Here is a 16,597-nt window from a genome sequence, read left to right on the forward strand (position 1 = left end):
TTCCTTTTTCGAATCAGGCGTCGTTCGAAGACAGGAGCACCGCAGCGGGGTTGGAGCGGTGGATCCGGGCGTCGGTGACGACGGCGACGGTCGCCGCAGGCACGGCTCGGGCCAGACCGGCGGTCAGGCCGGCAAACGTCCGCACCTCCGCTGCGGGATCGGGATCGGTGGCACGCAGGTAGTCGACGGTGAACTCACCGTCCCGGGTGCCCAGTGCCGCCAGGTCGGCCAGGAACCGGCCGGTCTCCGGGTCGACCGCGACCTCGGTGCCGACGAAGATCAGTGGCTCCCCGTCCAACCGTCGCGGGTCGGACGGATCGCTGAGGTCGGTCGCGACGACCGGGGCGCCGCTGTCGGTGCCTCGAATACGGAAGGCGAAGCCGCGCCGGGTGCCGGCGAACGCCGCCAGGTCTGCGGCCAGTGCGGCCCTGGTCAGCGGGGACCCCTCGAAGCCGTCGAGGAGTGAGAACTCGCCGTCGTCGTGGTCGGCGAAGGTGAACGCGACGGGGGCGGCTGGCAGGCGGGCCGGGCGGCGCCCGGTGTGCACCACGGCGGGGACGCAGAAGAATATCTGTGCGTCATGGTTGGCCCGGCCGACGCGGTCGGTCGCGTGCCGGGGAGAGCTGACGTCCACGGTGTAGGGCACGTCGTCGTCGACCCGGCCGATCCGGTGAATCGCATCGAGGTCGCGGACGTCCACTGTCACCGGCCGGTCCGGGCCCCGGTCAGGATCGTTCAGCAGCGGCAACCGGACCAAACGGTCCGAACCGTCGACGAGGTGCACAAGCCAACCGGAGATCCGTTCGGCACGGCGCAGCTGCTCGTCGGCGGTGCCCTTGTCCCGGTAGGACCTGAGGCTGTCGAGGACCTGAGCGCGTTGCTCCCGGTCCGGTGCTCCCGTGTCGACTTCGGCGCCGACCAGCGAGCCGACCAGGGCGATGAACTCCGGGCGGCAGGTGGCGGCGTACAGGTCGTCGCGCAGGGTCGCGACCGAGTCGTACAGCTCGGCGAGTGGTTCCGCCGTGAGGGTGAGGAAGGCACGCAGCTCGCCTCGGGTGTCCTGGTCGCGGTAGAGCCCGGGCAGCGCGTCGTACAGCAGCGCGGCGATGTCCATGCTCATACCCGGCCGCCCAGTGCGTTGGCGGTGACCAGGCCGGGGTAGGCGATCTCGTGCTCGGCGATCGGCACGTCGGCGAGCACACCCTCGGCAACCGGCCGGTCGCGGCGCTGCAGCCGGCGAAGTACCACGTAGTCGATGCCGGCGATCGGGTAGAGGGCGGAGAAGACCTCGCCGACCCGCAGCGAGCGGCCGAAGTCCTGCCGGGCGAGCGACAGCAGGTCACCAAGTACGGACCTGGCCTCGCCCAGCACGGCGGCGCGGGACGCCGCCGGTTTGACATGTACGTCCACGGCCAGGTCCACGGGCACGAAGGCGGGGGCCAGCACGTCGACCCCGGACATGCGGTTGACCGGCATTCTGGCTTCGAGGTGCTGTTTGACCGCGGCCCGCAGCTCGTCGGACGGCGGCGGCGGCGGAAGGGTATCCGGGTCCGCCGCGGCGATGCGAACCTGCACGACCTTGTAGCCCCCACGCAGCCCGACCCTGGCCCGCGCCTTGCCGACCCCGGGGAACCCCTCGGCGAGCAGTTCGAAGTCCGTCAGGGTGATCGCGCGGTCCTGGGTGATGACCGAGCCGGGCCCGGCGAGCCGGGCATCCTCGACCGACTCGCGGCCGGCACCCCCGGTGGCGGCGAACGGGTTGGCGACGCCGGTGATCTCGGGGACGGCGGTCACCGCGACGGTCAGCGTGTCCTGGCCGACGTTGCCGCTGGTGCCCATGCCCACCCGGTACCGGACGGCGATCCGGGCGCCGGCCTGCGGGACCGCGCCGTGCGCGCCGGTACCGAGTTCGATCGTCAGCACGTCCTGGTCGTCGATCGACGTCGTGAAGTGCGGGTCGGCCGGGCCACTGGTGGCGAGGGTCTCCACGAACGTCCACGGCACGTCGTCGACGGTGAGCTCGACCTGCGGGGCGGACCGCCGGTAGCGCACCTCGCCGGTGCGTAGCAGGTGGGTGACCGGGGTGCGGCTCAGGGTGAACCGCTGGCCCGCCGTGCCGTCGCTGACGAAGACCGGCTCGTCGGCGACGGTGGCGCCATGGGTGGCCAGCACGTTGTTGCCCTTGAGCACGGTCGCCGACGCCAGCAGTCGCTCCGGCAGCGCGGGGATCCAGCTGATCTCCTCGTCGTCCTCGGAGACGGTGCGCAGCCCGGTGACGGTCAGCATCGGGGACCGGCGCACCCGCGCCTGCCCGTCCGCTTCCGCGCGCTCCTGCAGGTAGACGCGGTCGCCCTCGGCCAGTGCGTGCCCGCCACGCGGGACCAGCGTGCCGGTCGCGCCCACCGGCAGGTCGGCGGTCGGCGCGAGGGCGACCGCGTTGTTGCGCAGCAGTGCGGTGAACTCGCGGTCGACCTCGAAGGTCACGTCCGCTTCCCCGGGACGGGCGGCCGTCGTCACCTGGTACGGCAGCGCGTCGCCGGTCACGGTGACGTCCGCGGCGACGTCCACGTGCAGGTACGCCGACGCGGCCAGGCCGGGATCGACCTGGTAGCCGATCAGCCGCAGCAGCTCGGTCACCGACCGGCGTTGGGTGGCGGTCGCGAGGTATGCCTCGTTCGCGATCCGGTCCTGGTAGTAGCTCAGGATGTCGGCGACGTAGGCGAACAGGTCGAGCAGGACCACGCCGAAGTCGCTCTCGCCCCGGTCGGTCCAGGCCGGCAGCAGCTGCGGGATCCGGCTGAGCATCGCCTGCTTGAAGCCGTCGTAGTCCTTGGTCACGTAGTCGATGACCGGTCCGGACGAGGTGATGGGTTCCGTCATCGGGGGGCACCTCCCTTGAGCACTGAGGTCGCCTGTCGTTGTGGGAGCACTCTGTTGCCGGAGCGCCGCGTGCGCACCGGGCCACCGGCCGCGACCAGGGCCGGTGGCGGGGGGCCGAACTGCTCGCGGCCGGTCAGGCCGACCCCGTTGCGGTACGCCTCGAAGGTCTGCCGGTACTCGCTGTCGGCGACCGAGTGCCGGACCCGGCTGACGTAGTACAGCCCGCTGTGGCTCTCGCCCATCCCACGCACGGTCACCAGCCGCCCGGCCCGCAGCACCGATCGGTAGGCCCGGGAGTCGATCTCCCCGGTGAGGGTCACGAACCGCTCGGCCGCCCCGTACGCCTGCCGCAGCCGGGCATCCTGCTCCGGGCGGGACGTCCCGGTCTCGCCGCGGACCTGTGTCCGCCCCGGCGGCCAGCCGGTGCGCAGGGCGGTGAGGCTGGCCGCGCCGAGCGACCGCTGTGGGGACGCGCCGAGCGAGCGCGTCACCTCCTTCTTGGCCACCGGGTCGATCGCGCGAATCTCGGCCAGGGTCGCCGGGGTGCCGTCCACCGTCGCTGCGCAGCGGACCAGGTTTCCGTCGGCTCCGCCGGAGAGCACCAGCGTCCGCTGCGGCGGCTCGGTCAGGTTCGGCGGGCGGAAGACGCCGGTCGCGCCACGGACCCGGCACTCGAACCCGTTGCGGGCGGCGAGCCGGCGCAGGAAGCGGATGTCCGTGTCGGCCTGCACCACCGTGTCGCCTTTCCGCTCGTGCAGGGTCACGGTATCCTGCACCTCCGCGCTGAATCCGTAGGAGCGGAATATCTCGACGGCGATCTCGTGGTCTCGCTTGTCCGGCCAGGCGATCCGCTTCTCGGCGAGGTTCATGGCCGCACTCGCGTCCATGCCGGACACCTCGACGTAGGCCGCGCTGGTGTCGATGTCGAATGCCGCCTCGACGTGCGTGACGTAGCCGTCGATGACGGTGTCGACGGTGTCGCCGTAGCCGATCTCCAGGCTGATCCGCCGCCAGACCCCCAGCCGCGGGTCGTCCACGTGGGACCACCGGCCGTTCGCCGCCGGGCTGGCGGCGAACCGCAGCGCGAACACTCCGGCCCGGTCGACGTCCTCCTCCGCGTCCACGGAGAGCAGATCGGCGACGAGGTCGGGCTCGGGCTCGCCGTCAATGCGCACCCGGACGGTCTCCGTGATCACCGGCCGACCGTCCGGTCCCGTGGGATGCGGATCCGTCGCCCCGGCGTGAGCAGGGTGAACGGGTCGAGCACCTCGGGGTTGGCGTCGAGGATCAGCCAGTACAGCTTCGGGTCGCCGTAGAACCGGCCCGCGAGCTGGTCGAGGCGTTCTCCCTGCACCACGAGGTGTTCGAGCACGCCGGGGGTCGGCGGTACGGCCCGGGGCTGGAGCACCCGGCGGGCCACGCCGTCGGCGGCCTCGGGAGCCACCACCGGGGTCGTGGCGTACCGGGAACCGGGGAAGAGCACGGTCACCTCACAGGAAGGGCAGCGAGTGGATCAGGTCGGGGGCTTCGCGCAGGTTGACGGCGGCGAGCACGCGCCGCTGCGTCTGCATGAAGCTGTGGAACGGGTTCTGGCCGGTCAGGACCTGCATGCTCAGGTTCACGGTGACCCGGCTCGGGGCGAGGTTGGGCAGGTAGGCGACCTCGTTGATCGTCAGCGAGGTGAGGCGGACCGCGTTGACCCGCCGGCCCCAGACGAAGATCAGTACCGGGGTACTGGTGCGGTCGCCGAAGCCGACATCGGAGAAGACCCCGAGCAGCTCGCCGAAGAACGTCTCCGCTCTCGGCGTGACCATCAGTTCCAGCGCGGACAGCGCGGGCAGCACGCCGAACTCGACGGCGACCGGGTCACCGGTCTCCAGCGCGTCGGTGGCGTCCAGTCGCACCTCCAGCGAGATGGTCTCCGAGTCGATCAGGACGGTCTGAGCCTCGCCGAGGCTCTCGTCGGTTGGCTGGAACTCCGCCCGGCCCCGCCGCGACGGCGGCTCCTGAATGGTGACGCCGCGCTGGCGGGTCATCTGCTCTGGGTTGAACTGGAACGGCACCACCAGCGGCGGCACGGCCAGGATCGTCGAATCGACCAGCGCACCCTTGGTCAGGCGCGGCCGGTTGGTGAAGGAGTCGGCCATCATCTCCCCGTTTCACGGCGGATCGCGGCGGCGACCGCCGCCGCGATGGCCTCCGCCATGTGCTGTTCGCTGCCCTGTGCTACCCGGACGTCCAGCCGCAGGTCCGCGAGGTGGCCTCGGCCCGGTACTGCGGACCCGGCGAGTGCGGTGAGCGCCCGTTCGGCGGCGGCGCGCGCCGCCGCCGGATCGACACCCCCGGAGAAGCTCACGCCGACCCGCCCGATCCGGGTCTGCCCGGTCTCGTCGGTCATCGCGCCACCGGTACGGGCTTGCCGAGCCACTGGTACTCGCGGCGCACGGCGTGGCGCAGGTGCGCCATCCGCAGCCGGTCGCCCTCGTCGGCGGCAAGGCACGCCGCGTTCCAGACGATCTTGCTGATGACGCCGCCGGCGACCTTGCACTCGCGGGCGAGCGCGGCCAGGTCCACGTCGTCGTCGCGGGGAAGTTCCGGCGGCAGGTGGGCCTGCCAGAGACGCAGGCGGGCCGCCTCGTCCGGGAAGGGGAACTCGACCGACATCCGCATCCGGCGCAGGAACGCGTCGTCGATGTTGCGGGGCAGGTTCGTCGCCAGGATCACCACGCCGTCGAACTCCTCGACCTTCTGCAGCAGGAAACCGACCTCGACGTTGGCGTACCGGTCGTGCGCGTCGCGGACCTCGGAGCGCTTGCCGAACAGCGCGTCGGCCTCGTCGAAGAACAGCACGGCGCCGCGGCGGGCGGCGTCGTCGAAGACCCTGGCCAGGTTCTTCTCGGTCTCGCCGATGTACTTGCTGACCACCCCCGACAGGTCGATCTTCATCAGGTCCATGCCGGCGTCGCCGGCCACCACCTCGGCGGCGAGCGTCTTGCCGGTGCCGCTGGGCCCGAGGAACAGTGCCGCCAGGCCACGGCCGAGCGAGGCGCGGCGCCACAGCCCCCACTCGTGTCCGACGCGTGCCCGGTGCCGGATCTGCGCGCAGAACTCCCGCAGGTGCGCCGCAATGTCGGCCGGAAGCACAAGGTCGTCCCAGTTCGCACGGGGCACCACCATGATGGTCCCGCTGGTTGCCCCGGACCGGCCGCTGATCCGCCTGGCGGCCTCGATGCCGGCCCGGTCGGGGTCGGCGCCCCCACCGAGGAGCCGGGCCAGCGCCACCGTGGCGGCCATGTCCGCCGTGCCGCTCGCCGATCTCGCGGCCAGCGTCGCGGCGTCCCGGTCCGGCAGACCGGGTACGGCCTGCCGCCAGGCCCGGGTCCGCTCGGGATGCGCCGGCAGCTCCAGCCGCACGGGCAGCACGGTCACCTCGCCGGGGACCGGCCAGCCGGCCCCGCCGGTCACCCCGGTGCACCACGACCCGGCGGTAATCGTCTCGTCGAGCCCGAGCAGCGCAGCCTGGGCCCTCGGGTCGGCCTGCAGGTCGTCCAGCCCGTCGAGGAAGACGCCGGAGCCGGTCAACGCCGCCCGGCGGTACGCGCCGCGAAGCTGCTCGCGGGTCACCTCCGGTGGGGTCACCGGGTCGAGGCGTACGCGCTCGTACCCGACGCCCAGCACGCGGCAGACCGCGACGAAGACGGCCGCACCGTCGCTGGAGCCCGGGCCGTCGAACCGCACCACCGTCGCCCGCTGCTGCTTCAACAGCCGGGTGAGCTCCTCGATCGGCTCCGGATACAGCGCGGCGGCCACGGAGCCGACATCTGAGCCGGCTGCCGTGTCCCGTGCCACGCCTCGGACGGGCCGCTCCAGCAGGAAGTCCGTCACGTCGGGGTCGAGGATCAGTTCCTGGGCGGGGCCTGCCCCCTCACCGGCGGACACCACACCCCACCGGAACACCGGTGCCGACCGGTCGACCGGCACCGATGCGCCGGTGGCCCCGGCCACCATGGCCAACCGGTGTGCCAGATCCCGGCTGAACCGGGTCCGGCTCACATCGTCGTGCAGGTAGCAGAAGACCTTGCCGTACGCCGCGTCGACCTCGGCGGCGAGACACGCCACGACCAGGATCTCCGCCACCGGCCCCAGACCGAACGCGGAGCAGACCCGGTCGAGCGGAAGCGCCACCCCGGCCGCCGCCGACGCCGCGCGGCGCTCACGCAGGGCGGCACGCAGCGTCAACAGCTCGGTCGCCGGCCCGTCCGGCGGGACGGCCGCCCGGCCCCCGGGGACCAGTAGGGACTCGGTCTCGGCGGCGGAGACGAACCACCCCTGCCCCCCGTCCGCCGCCCTCGGCATCGCCCGGACCAGCGCCAGCAGCGCCGCGTCGAGCCACGCCAGCTCGGCCACGAGGTGCTCACGCCCGTCACGGAACGGCTCCACCACGCCGATCATGCAGTGACCTCGAACTCAGACTGGAACGACGTCAGCCTGCCGGTGTCCACCTCGACCGCGTAACGGCCCGCCGCCAGCCCGGGCGGCACCTCGACAGTGAACCGGTCGGCCGTGACCGGCCCGGCAGGGCTTACGTCCTGGCCGCCCACGGTGACCGTCACGGTCCACCCGGCCAGGTGCTCGCCCGTGAACTCCAGGGTCGTGCCCACCGGGCCGGACCGCGGCGACATCGCGGTGACCCGGGGACGCTCCGCCCCGGCCGCCATGCTCACGCTTGTCCCGGTCACCCGGGGGGCCGCCGGCCGCCGCGCCACCGTGGCCAGGTCGACGGTGGCGACCTCGTAGATGGCGCAGAGCTGGAACGGCAGCTCCAGTGCGGTCCAGACCCGGCTCACCTCGTCCTGGTCGACCAGTTGCAGGGTGATCCGAAGCGCGCCGGGAGGCAGACCGTCTTCCAGGTACTCAGCCGGAATGATCGCGTCCTCGTACAGCACCCGCATGGCCTCACCGAGCTGGCTTTGGGCCTCGGCGTCGCCGCTCACCTCGTGCGTCGTGGCGTACGAGGTCATCAGGTAGTACACGCTCAGCCCCAGCGGCGGAGCGGCCAGCTCGCCCGGCCGGCCGTGGACCGGCTGGAAGTCGCGGTTGGCCAGGAAGGCGTTGGGGATCAGCCGGTAGGCGAACAGGTTGATCCCGTTGCGCAGGGAACTGTCCGCGGCAGGCGACAACAGGGTGACGTTCGTGGTGGGCACCATCTTGGCCACGAGAAGGTTCCTCAGTGACTCACTGACCAGTCCGATCATGGGGTGCTCACCGGTTCCGCAGGTAGCGCCGGGTGCTGTCGGCCCAGGCGGGCCGGGTCTCGGCGGGCGGGCGCGGCGCCGGGGTCGCCTGCTGACGGGGCGGCGGTTCCACCACGACACGTACCTCCAGATGGTCGATCGTCAACGAGGGCTCGGCGTTCGCCGCTGGCCGGCCCGGACCGGTGTCTCGCGGCGGGGCGGACGGCGGCATCTCGTGCGTGCCGTGACCGGCGAACGGCGGCACGGTGGCCGGGCGCGTCGCGGCCGCCGTGGTGACCGGGAGCGGCGTCGTCGTTGATGGCCGGTCTGTGGTGACCGGGAGCGGCGTCGTCGTTGGTGGCCGGTCTGTGGTGACCGGGGCGGGTGCGGTCGGTGGGTGGGCGGCGAGCAGTCGTTGTCCAAGGCTGTCGAGGTGCTCGCGCAGCCGCGGGTCGGCCGTGTCGGGGGCGGTCGCCGGCCGCCGGCGTGCCTGGTCACTGGCCTGCTGGACGCCGAGGTCCTGTACCGCCCGGATGCCGGCATGCCGCAGGGGCGCCGCCGCGAGATCGGTTGCGGTCCGCGGACCGCTCTCGGGCGCCGGCCTGGCGTCCGCGTGGGCGCCGCCGATGGCGTGGGCCGCGTCCGCCTGCCGGACGACCGAGGTTCCTGGTGGGCCGGTGGCGGTCGTGGCCGCCGCTGGCATGGCCGCCGCTGGCGTGGCGAATGACCGCACGGACGGGACGGGCGGGCTGGCCGAAGGACGCTCGGGCCGTGCCATTGACGCGTCCGATCCGGACATGGCCGCCGCGACGGTCGATGGTGCGGGGTCCGGGCGCACGGGCGCGGGCGGCGTGGACGACTCGCGTTCCGGCAGGGATCTCTCCGGTGCCGGCGCGGTGGAGTCCGGCGGTGCTGGCTCTTCTGACGGCTGCCGGGACGGAGCCGGCGGCGGGGTGCGGATGTCGCTGTGGATGTCGCCGAGGGTCGATGTCGCGACGCCCGCGAGGCGCCTCAGGTAGTCGGCGGTCATGAGGTCGCCAGCCCGAGTTGGCGTTCCAGCAGTGACACGTATTCGCGCCGTTCCGGTCCGGACAGCGCGAGGATGCTGGCCAGCGGCCAGTGGTAGTGGAAGCTGAGCAGGTGGATGTCGCGGTCGAGCAGCGCCCGGCCGCGCCGGATCCGACCGAGCAGCCAGGCTGCCGGGTCGAACGCGGCCTCGAATTCGTGCCCGCACTCCGGGCACCACAGCGACATCTCCGGTGGCACCCCGGGCATCACCCGCCGCATCTCGTCCGCGACGGCCGCCCGCACCGCCGGGTCGTCAGCCTGGTCGGCGCCGGGACCGACCAGGCAGCGGGCCAGCAGCGCGGTCTCCGGGTCGTCGGCGCCGACGACCGCCGGATCCGTCAGGTCGCCGGCCACGGGCAGGCGAAACCGGAGCTGGCCCCACCCGGGCACCGGGTAGTCCGGCTGCCGGGGCGAGCGGTGCACCGGCAGGTCGTCGATGTCGAAGCCGGTGTCCATCACGGCGCCGCAGCTTCCCCGAGGACAGGCGAACGTCAGCTCGACCCGGCCACCGAAGCTGGCCTCGCCCAACTTGAGGACGAGGAAGTCGCGGTCGCCCACCGGCAGGTCCCGCAGGGTGTCAGCGGCGATCCGCGTCCGGTGGGCGAGCAGCCGGATGACCGCCGACTCCCGGGGGGTCGCCGGGTCCAGGCCGCCAAGCCACTTCTCGTCCCGGCCGCGCAGCGCAGCGACCGTGACCGGCGTGGTCTGGTCGGCCGATCCCGGCAAGCACACCGTGAGGGCGTGCCCCATCAGGACTCCGCAGGCTCGACCACCGACGGGTCACGACGCCAGCCCTCGTGGGCGATCTTGAGTTGCTGGATCGCGACAGCGGCGCTGCCCGCGTCCAGGTCCGGCAGCGCCTGGTACTCCGACACCCAGCAACGGGACAGCAGGTAGGAGATGACTTTCACACCGGCCTCGTTGAAGACGTCGATGATGATGTCCTTGCGGAAGTTCTTCAGCGAGGACGCCGCGTCACCCTCGAAGTTGTGCACCAGGTTGGCGAACTCCTCGAAGGTCGGGTCGTGGGTGACCCCTGCCTCCAGGGTCACCGGGTCGTAGGTGGTCATGCCGGGCAGTTGCCGGCTCAGGCTGGGGTCGCCGCCCTCCCGCCAGGTGATCACCTCGGTGCTGCGGCGCAGCGCGCTGCAGCGGTTCAGACCGGCGACGTACCGGTTGTCGATCTTGACTCGGAACTTGAAGTTGCGGTACGGGTCGAAGCGATGCGTGTTGACCGTGAACTTTGCCATCTACTCGTTTCCTATACTGCGGCTTCCGCCGTCTTCTGGCTTATCCGGATGACCACGAACTCGGCCGGCCGCAACGGGGCGAAGGCGACGTGGGCGGTGACGATCCCGGCGTTGACCTGGTCCTGCGGGTTGGTCTGGGCGTCACACTTGACGAAGAACGCCTTTGCCGGCGTGTCGCCCTGGAAAGCACCGGCCCGGAACTGGGTCATCATGAAGGCACCGATGTTCATCCGCAGGCTCGCCCACAGGTCCTCGTCGTTGGGCTCGAAGACGGCCCACTGGATGCCGTTGTAGATGCTGCGTTCCAGGAAGATCGCAAGCCGGCGCACCGGGATGTATCGGTACTCGGGGTCCGACAGCGCGAGTGTCCTGGCACCCCACAGCACGATCCCGGCAGACGGGAAGAAGCGGACGACGTTGACCCCGATCGGGTTCAGCGTGTCCTGCTCCGCATCGGTCACCACCCGGGCCAGCCCGACCGCGCCGGATACGTTGGCCTCGGTCCCGGCCGGCGCCTTCCACACGCCGCGCCGGGCATCGGTCCTGGCGTACAGGCCCGCAGCGAAGCCGGACGGCGGCACCAGCACCGGATCCGGCGACGAGCCCAGCGGATCCACCATCGACAACCACGGAAAGTAGACTGCGGCGAAGGAGTTCTTGACCGTCAGACCGTTCACGAAGTCCTTCGCAGCCTCCTTAGTGTCCGCTGTGGACGGCATATCGCCGATGAAGAAGCAGTCCGCGCGCAGGGCGCAGTAACCCGAGCCGCCGTCCAGCACCGGCTTCGACCCGATACCGGGCACCGCGACCAGGTTCACGTCGGTGACGCGGTCGAGCCGGCTGAAGGCGGCGAGGTAGTCGCCGTCCTGTGGAGTCTTGCCATCGTCGCCCGCGACGACGGCACGGGTCGCTCCGGAGACCACCCCGTCGCCGAGCAGGTAGGTGCCGCCGGCCGGGCGCAGCACCGAGCCACCCGTCGCCTCGGTGCCGCCGTTCGTGGTGCCCAGGCGTAGCAAGCCGGCCGCGTTCGCGTCCTGGCTGTTGCTGACCCGCACCGACGAACGCATGCCGGGCTCACCCGAGGTCAGCACGTACTGCCCGTCGGTGAACGTGGCGGTGAACCGGCTGAACGCGCCGGCCGGTGTGGTCGCTCGCTGCGGAGTCAGCCCCTGAACCGCGTCCTGGATCGCGGCGGCGATCTCCTCTGGCGTGCTCACCGGGTCGGCCAGGACAATCGTCCGAGGCCCGTCGCCGTGCAGGTCGATCGTGAGGGACCGGCGGTCCCCAGACAGGCTGGGGGCCGGGTCGGCGCCGCTCACGCTGGTGCCGGCCGCCGCGCCCGTCGCCACATCGTCCGGGGTGTGCACGCGGATCAGGCTGGACCGGGCGTTGACCACGGCGTCGGCGAACGCCGGCGACTCGCGGTCCACGCTCAGGTTGTCGTAGGACTCCACCGGTGTGCCATCCCGCGACACGGTGAGCCGGTACGCCCCGGCGCCGTCCAGCGTCGCGTCGGCGATGGTGACGTCCAGTTCGTTGCCCCACGCGCCGGGGCTTGTCGCGGTCACGGTCAGGGCTTCGCCGGACTGCTCCCGACGGTCGGCGATCTCAGCCGAGGAGGTCTTCGCGTCGTTGGCAACCCGCACGACGTAGAGCCGGCGACCGCCGTTGGCAAAGAAGTGCAGCGCGGCGTGCGTGAGGTAGCTGTCCGTCCGGAAGCCGCCGAACATCGACTGGTACTCGATGAAACTCGTCACCATGACGGCGCCGTCCACCGGCCCGGAACTTGCGGCACCCAGAAACGCCGCGGTCGAGGTACTGACGCCCTCCAGCGGCCGAACCCCGCTGGAGACCTCCCGGATGTAGACGCCTGGATGCAGCAATTCCATGTGGTGTCCCGTTCTCTGCAGACGACGGACGGCGGTGGATCAGTCTTGGGACCGCGTCGAGGCGGTCTTCCGGGTGGGCGTCGTGGATCGCGTCGCGGCGGCGCTCGGCGAGGCGGCGGCGGCGCTCAGCGTGAGCAGACCGGCGGCGACGAGACGGCCGGCGCTCGTGCTCGGCCCGACGCCCACCTCATCGACCTCTGGCGATGTCTCTCCCGGGGCGAGGTGCAGCGTCCGGCCGTCAGCCAGTTCCACGCTCAGAAGACGCCCAGATATATTGCCGATGTGCAACGACACGAAGGTTCCTCAGAGTCAATTCGCGGGTCTGATGGAGACACGCCCGACGGTGTGCTCACGCAATGTTGGTTCGCGGATTCCGGCGTGACGGGTAGGGCGGTCATGGTGTTGTCGTCCTCCGGGCGTCATGAGGACGGGTCCCATGGTGCCCCGGTGGATCATGCCCTCGGTATGGGTGGTAGTACCCACATGGACACTTATGTCTGACCCGCGCACCCCGGCAGGTGGCGCCGGTCTGGCCACCTCGTGAGGTCCCGGTTGGCGAACCTGCTCGAACGCGAGAGCGAGATCGCAACCCTCCGGCGGGCGTTTCACGACGCGGCCGCGGGCCAGTTCCGCACCGTCGGCTTGCGTGGTGAGCCGGGAGTCGGCAAGACCCGGTTGCTGTCCGAGGTCACCGATCTCGCATGCCGCGGCGGCGCCCTCGTGCTCGCCGGGCGGGCGTCCGAACTCGAACGCGACGTCCCGTTCGCGCTGCTGGACGACTCGCTCGCGGTGAACTCGCAGGCTCGGTCGACACTGTCCGACCGGGATGCCCGGGCCCTCGACGCCCTCGGCGCCGAGCCCGGGCCGCCGGACACGGTCACCGGCGGGCCGCGTCCCTTCGAACGGCACGCCGTCGCCCGTGCGGTCCGGGCGTTGCTGGAGACCCTGAGCCGGGAGCGGCCGGTGGTACTTGTGCTCGATGACGTGCATTGGGCCGACCCGGCCTCTGCCGAGGTGCTCGCCCTGCTGCTGCACCGGCCACCACGCGGCGCGGTCCTGACCGCGCTCGCCGCGCGCACCGGACAGGCACCGACCCTGGAATCCGCGCTGGCGCACGCGGTCCGCCACGATGACGGGGCCCTGCTCGACCTGGCACCCTTGTCGGTGCGCGCCGTCGGACGGCTCTACCCGGACCTGAGTCCGGCCGCCCAGGGTGAGCTGCATCAGCTCACCGGGGGCAATCCGTTCTACCTGGAGCAGCTGGCCGAGTCTGGCGCCAGGCCGTACCGGGCCGGGCAGTCCAACACACCCCTGGGCGCCTTCGTAGTGCCTACCGCCGTGCGGGCCGCGCTCGCCGCCGAGGTCGATGGCCTGCCGGCTGCGGCCCGTGACCTGATTCGGGGCGCTGCGGTCGCCGGTGATCCGTTCGAACCGGTGCTCGCCGGGGTGGCGGCCGGACTCGACCCGCCCGAGGCGCTGGCCGCGCTGGACGCGCTGCTCGCCGTCGACCTGGTGCGGGCTGGCGGCGCGCCCGGAATCTACCACTTCCGGCATCCCCTCATCCGGCGCGCGGTCTACCACGACGCCGGCGATGGTTGGCTGATCGGGGCGCATGACCGGGTCGCCGAGGCCCTGCGTCACCGTGGCGTCGCCCCGATGCGCCGGGCCTACCACGTCGAACGGGCCGCTCGGCCGGGCGACCTCGACGCGGTCGCCTTGCTCACCGAAGCTGCCGACACGGCGCTACCGGTCGCCCCGGCGTCGGCGGCGGGCTGGTACGAGGCGGCGCTGCGCCTATTGCCGGCCGATCCGAGGCACGCCGACCGTCACCTGGCCCTGCTCTGCGCGCAAGGCCCGGCCCTGGCCAGCGCTGGCCTTCCGGCGAAGGCTCGGGACGTGCTCCGGCACGCACTCAGTCTGATCCCACCCGAACGGTTCGTCGAGCGGGTCAGGGTCCTTCAGATCATGGTCCGCTTGACAGGGCTGTGGCTCGGCAACGGAATCGAGATCCGCCGGCTGCTGGAGGATGAGCTGGCCGCGCTCGGCGACCGCGATCCCCGCTTGACGACACTGCTCACTTTCGCTCTGGCCAACGATCGGTCCTGGTGGGGTGATCTTCCGGCCGCGCTGCGGTTGGCCGACGACGCTGCCAGCGGCGCCGCGACGCTCGGCGACACCGCCCTCGAAGCCGGTGCGCTGACCTCGGCTGCGGGGGTCGCTCAGCGCCTGGCGCTGTCGGCGGACCCGACGGTCCGAGACGAGGTCGACCGCCGGATGGCCCGTGCGGTCGCCGTCGCTGACAGCGAGCCCGACCAGGCCCGTACCGACCGGCTCCAGACCGACTTCCTGTTGTGCGTCAACCAGCTCAACGCCGGTGACATCGACGGTGCCGCGCGGCGCGCGCGCCGCGCGCTGCGCCTGTCCGAAGACACCGGTCAAGGGCTGTTGGCCTCATCGTTCCTCGTGATCCGCGCAGTCGTGCACGAGGAACGCGGCCAACTCCAAGCTGCTGCCGCCGACGCGGCCGAGGCGCTGGACAGTGCGGTGGCCACCGGCAGCCCACAGCTGCGGGTCTGGGCCTCGTTCGTGGCCAGCCGGGTCGCACTCGCCCAGGGCGACATCACCGCCGCCCTGGAACACGCGACCACCGGCGACACCCACAGCAACGGCAACACGAACGGAAACTCCATCGGGTTCACGCTCGCCGACGCCCGCCTGGCCGCCGGAGACGTGGCCGGCGCCATCGCGGCCCTGGACACCTACGGGTGGATCAACCCGACGGTCTGGCCTCGCGAACGCCTCCGCGCGGTGGACGTCGGGGTACGGGTCCTGATCGCCGCAGAACGACGCGACGACGCCGCCCGGCTCGCCGATCGCGCCGCCGAGGCCGCCGGTGCCCGTCTCACCGGCACCTTCGCGGGCATCCACGCCAGGATTCGGGCCACCGTCCTCCTCGCCGCCGACGACGTGGCGACCGCGGCCGACGTCGCGCTGGCGGGGGCGGAGGCCGCCGCCCAGGCCGGCACCCCCCTGTGGGCCGGCCGCTGCCGGATCCTGGCCGGGCAGGCTCTTGCCGCCCAGGGGCGCACCGACCTGGCCCGTGCCGAGCTGCGCAACGCCGCCGCAGACCTCGACGCGCTCGGCGCAGCCGGCTTCCGGGACGCCGCCCTCCGCGAGCTACGACGCCTCGGTGACCGGCCACGAATCAATACGGCGTCCGCCGCGCCGTCCGACGACGGACTCGCGGTACTGACCCGGCGCGAGCGCGAAGTGGCCGACCTGGTCGCCGCCGGGCACAGCAACGCCGCGATCGCCACCCGGCTGTACCTGAGCGAACGGACCGTCGAGAAACACGTCTCCCACCTGCTCGCCAAGCTCGGCCTCACCACCCGGATCGGCGTCGTCCGCCTCCTCGCCAACGCCGGAACCGACCGGGAAACGGTATGACACCGGGTCCGGCGCGCCAACGCGGGCGAACCCGCCTTCCGGCGCCGCGACGGCAGCGAGCCATCGAAGTGACGCTGGCGCACGTCAAAACCGCGAGAATTACGTACGTCAGCGTCACCTCGACGCACAGCCACACGCTCACTCGGCTGGTTGTGGCCACACGATCCTGGTCGGGTGCGGGCCGGGTCCGGTGTAACGCGCTGTGCCAAGCACGCCTGACAGGGAACAGTATGTGCCGTCGGTTGGCGCGAGATAGAACATCACGTATGTCATCTGCGTCGCTGGGTCGGAGTAATGCGAGATGGTTAGGGTGCTGTCATCGGGAAACAGCGCCGGCCGTATGACGTACCCGTCGGTGGATACCGGCTCCCCGCTGGGACTCATGTTGTTCAAGCCTTCGCCTGTCCGTTCTGTCTCTGCGGGGTCACAAAACGGTACGGGACGAGTCGGCATGCCGTTGTGCAGCTCGGTCGGCACGCCGGCTTGGCGCAGGTCGGCAGCGAGACCGGCCGGGTCATTTAGCCGGTCCCACTCCACGATCAGCTCCACCGAGCCGTCCGGGTTGGCGGTGACCGCGTACGCGGGGGTGGCGCCGCCGGGGCCGTCGAGCCAGATCGTCGACGCCGCGAGGGCCACCGCCACGGCTGCGGCGGCGACCCCGCCGAGCGCGAGCCGCCGGTGCCGCACCCGACGAACAGCGGCGGTGGGTTGTCGCCGTACCCCCGTCATGCCGGACGGTTGCGCGGCGTCGGCCTGCGGCGGCGATTGCTGCTGCGCCAGGATGCCGGCCAGCATCGCCGCAGCCTGTGGCGACTCCGCGTCCACCTGC

Annotated in this window: 15 protein-coding genes; 1 reads left to right on the forward strand and 14 read right to left on the reverse strand. The window is 72.0% G+C overall.

Annotation, left to right across the window (positions count from 1 at the left end; all coding sequences use genetic code 11):
* Nucleotides 1-13: 13 nt before the first annotated feature.
* The 13 genes from ACN27J_RS16765 to ACN27J_RS16825 all read right to left on the reverse strand — a co-directional run bounded on the left by ACN27J_RS16765 (nt 14) and on the right by ACN27J_RS16825 (nt 12,615).
* Nucleotides 14-1,120, reverse strand: coding sequence for a hypothetical protein (locus tag ACN27J_RS16765; RefSeq protein ID WP_421367261.1), 1,107 nt, complete (start codon nt 1,118-1,120; stop codon nt 14-16).
* Entirely contained in the window at nt 1,117-2,880 is a 1,764-nt protein-coding gene (locus ACN27J_RS16770; RefSeq protein WP_421367262.1) for a baseplate J/gp47 family protein, read from the reverse strand. Before ACN27J_RS16770 ends, ACN27J_RS16765 begins: the two co-directional genes overlap by 4 nt.
* On the reverse strand, nt 2,877-4,076 hold the full coding sequence (locus ACN27J_RS16775; protein WP_421367263.1) for a phage late control D family protein: 1,200 nt from the start codon (nt 4,074-4,076) through the stop codon (nt 2,877-2,879). The genes ACN27J_RS16770 and ACN27J_RS16775 overlap by 4 nt, the downstream gene beginning before the upstream one ends.
* A complete protein-coding gene (locus ACN27J_RS16780) occupies nt 4,073-4,369 on the reverse strand; it encodes a LysM peptidoglycan-binding domain-containing protein (RefSeq protein ID WP_421367264.1) in 297 nt (98 codons plus the stop codon). The genes ACN27J_RS16775 and ACN27J_RS16780 overlap by 4 nt, the downstream gene beginning before the upstream one ends.
* 1 nt (nt 4,370) lies before the next feature.
* The gene (locus tag ACN27J_RS16785) at nt 4,371-5,027 is read right to left on the reverse strand and encodes a hypothetical protein (RefSeq protein ID WP_421367265.1); all 657 of its coding nucleotides are present in this window, start codon (nt 5,025-5,027) and stop codon (nt 4,371-4,373) included.
* Nucleotides 5,027-5,278, reverse strand: a complete 252-nt coding sequence (locus tag ACN27J_RS16790) for a hypothetical protein (RefSeq protein ID WP_421367266.1) — start codon at nt 5,276-5,278, stop codon at nt 5,027-5,029. The genes ACN27J_RS16785 and ACN27J_RS16790 overlap by 1 nt, the downstream gene beginning before the upstream one ends.
* Entirely contained in the window at nt 5,275-7,332 is a 2,058-nt protein-coding gene (locus ACN27J_RS16795) for an ATP-binding protein (protein ID WP_421367267.1), read from the reverse strand. The genes ACN27J_RS16790 and ACN27J_RS16795 overlap by 4 nt, the downstream gene beginning before the upstream one ends.
* Nucleotides 7,329-8,135, reverse strand: a complete 807-nt coding sequence (locus ACN27J_RS16800; RefSeq protein WP_421367268.1) for a Pvc16 family protein — start codon at nt 8,133-8,135, stop codon at nt 7,329-7,331. Before ACN27J_RS16800 ends, ACN27J_RS16795 begins: the two co-directional genes overlap by 4 nt.
* A 7-nt stretch (nt 8,136-8,142) precedes the next feature.
* Nucleotides 8,143-8,847 carry a hypothetical protein gene (locus ACN27J_RS16805; RefSeq protein WP_421367269.1) on the reverse strand — a complete coding sequence of 235 codons (705 nt, stop codon included), beginning with the start codon at nt 8,845-8,847 and terminating at the stop codon, nt 8,143-8,145.
* Between the two features lie 293 nt (nt 8,848-9,140).
* Complete coding sequence (locus tag ACN27J_RS16810; protein ID WP_421367270.1) at nt 9,141-9,932, reverse strand: hypothetical protein; 792 nt, start codon at nt 9,930-9,932, stop codon at nt 9,141-9,143.
* Nucleotides 9,932-10,432, reverse strand: coding sequence for a phage tail protein (locus tag ACN27J_RS16815; RefSeq protein WP_421367271.1), 501 nt, complete (start codon nt 10,430-10,432; stop codon nt 9,932-9,934). The genes ACN27J_RS16810 and ACN27J_RS16815 overlap by 1 nt, the downstream gene beginning before the upstream one ends.
* A gap of 11 nt (nt 10,433-10,443) precedes the next feature.
* Nucleotides 10,444-12,321 carry a phage tail sheath family protein gene (locus ACN27J_RS16820; protein WP_421367272.1) on the reverse strand — a complete coding sequence of 626 codons (1,878 nt, stop codon included), beginning with the start codon at nt 12,319-12,321 and terminating at the stop codon, nt 10,444-10,446.
* Nucleotides 12,322-12,360: 39 nt separating this feature from the next.
* Nucleotides 12,361-12,615 (reverse strand): hypothetical protein, encoded by a 255-nt coding sequence (locus ACN27J_RS16825; RefSeq protein ID WP_421367273.1) that lies wholly within the window; start codon nt 12,613-12,615, stop codon nt 12,361-12,363.
* Nucleotides 12,616-12,873: 258 nt separating this feature from the next.
* On the opposite strand from ACN27J_RS16825, the gene ACN27J_RS16830 reads away from it, so the two are divergent.
* Nucleotides 12,874-15,768: an AAA family ATPase gene (locus ACN27J_RS16830; protein WP_421367274.1), complete on the forward strand. Its 2,895-nt coding sequence runs from the start codon at nt 12,874-12,876 to the stop codon at nt 15,766-15,768.
* A gap of 138 nt (nt 15,769-15,906) precedes the next feature.
* On the opposite strand, the gene ACN27J_RS16835 is transcribed toward ACN27J_RS16830, so the two are convergent.
* Entirely contained in the window at nt 15,907-16,563 is a 657-nt protein-coding gene (locus ACN27J_RS16835) for a hypothetical protein (protein ID WP_421367275.1), read from the reverse strand.
* Between the last annotated feature and the right edge of the window lie 34 nt (nt 16,564-16,597).

Source organism: Solwaraspora sp. WMMB762, assembly GCF_049179115.1.
GTDB lineage: Bacteria > Actinomycetota > Actinomycetes > Mycobacteriales > Micromonosporaceae > Micromonospora_E.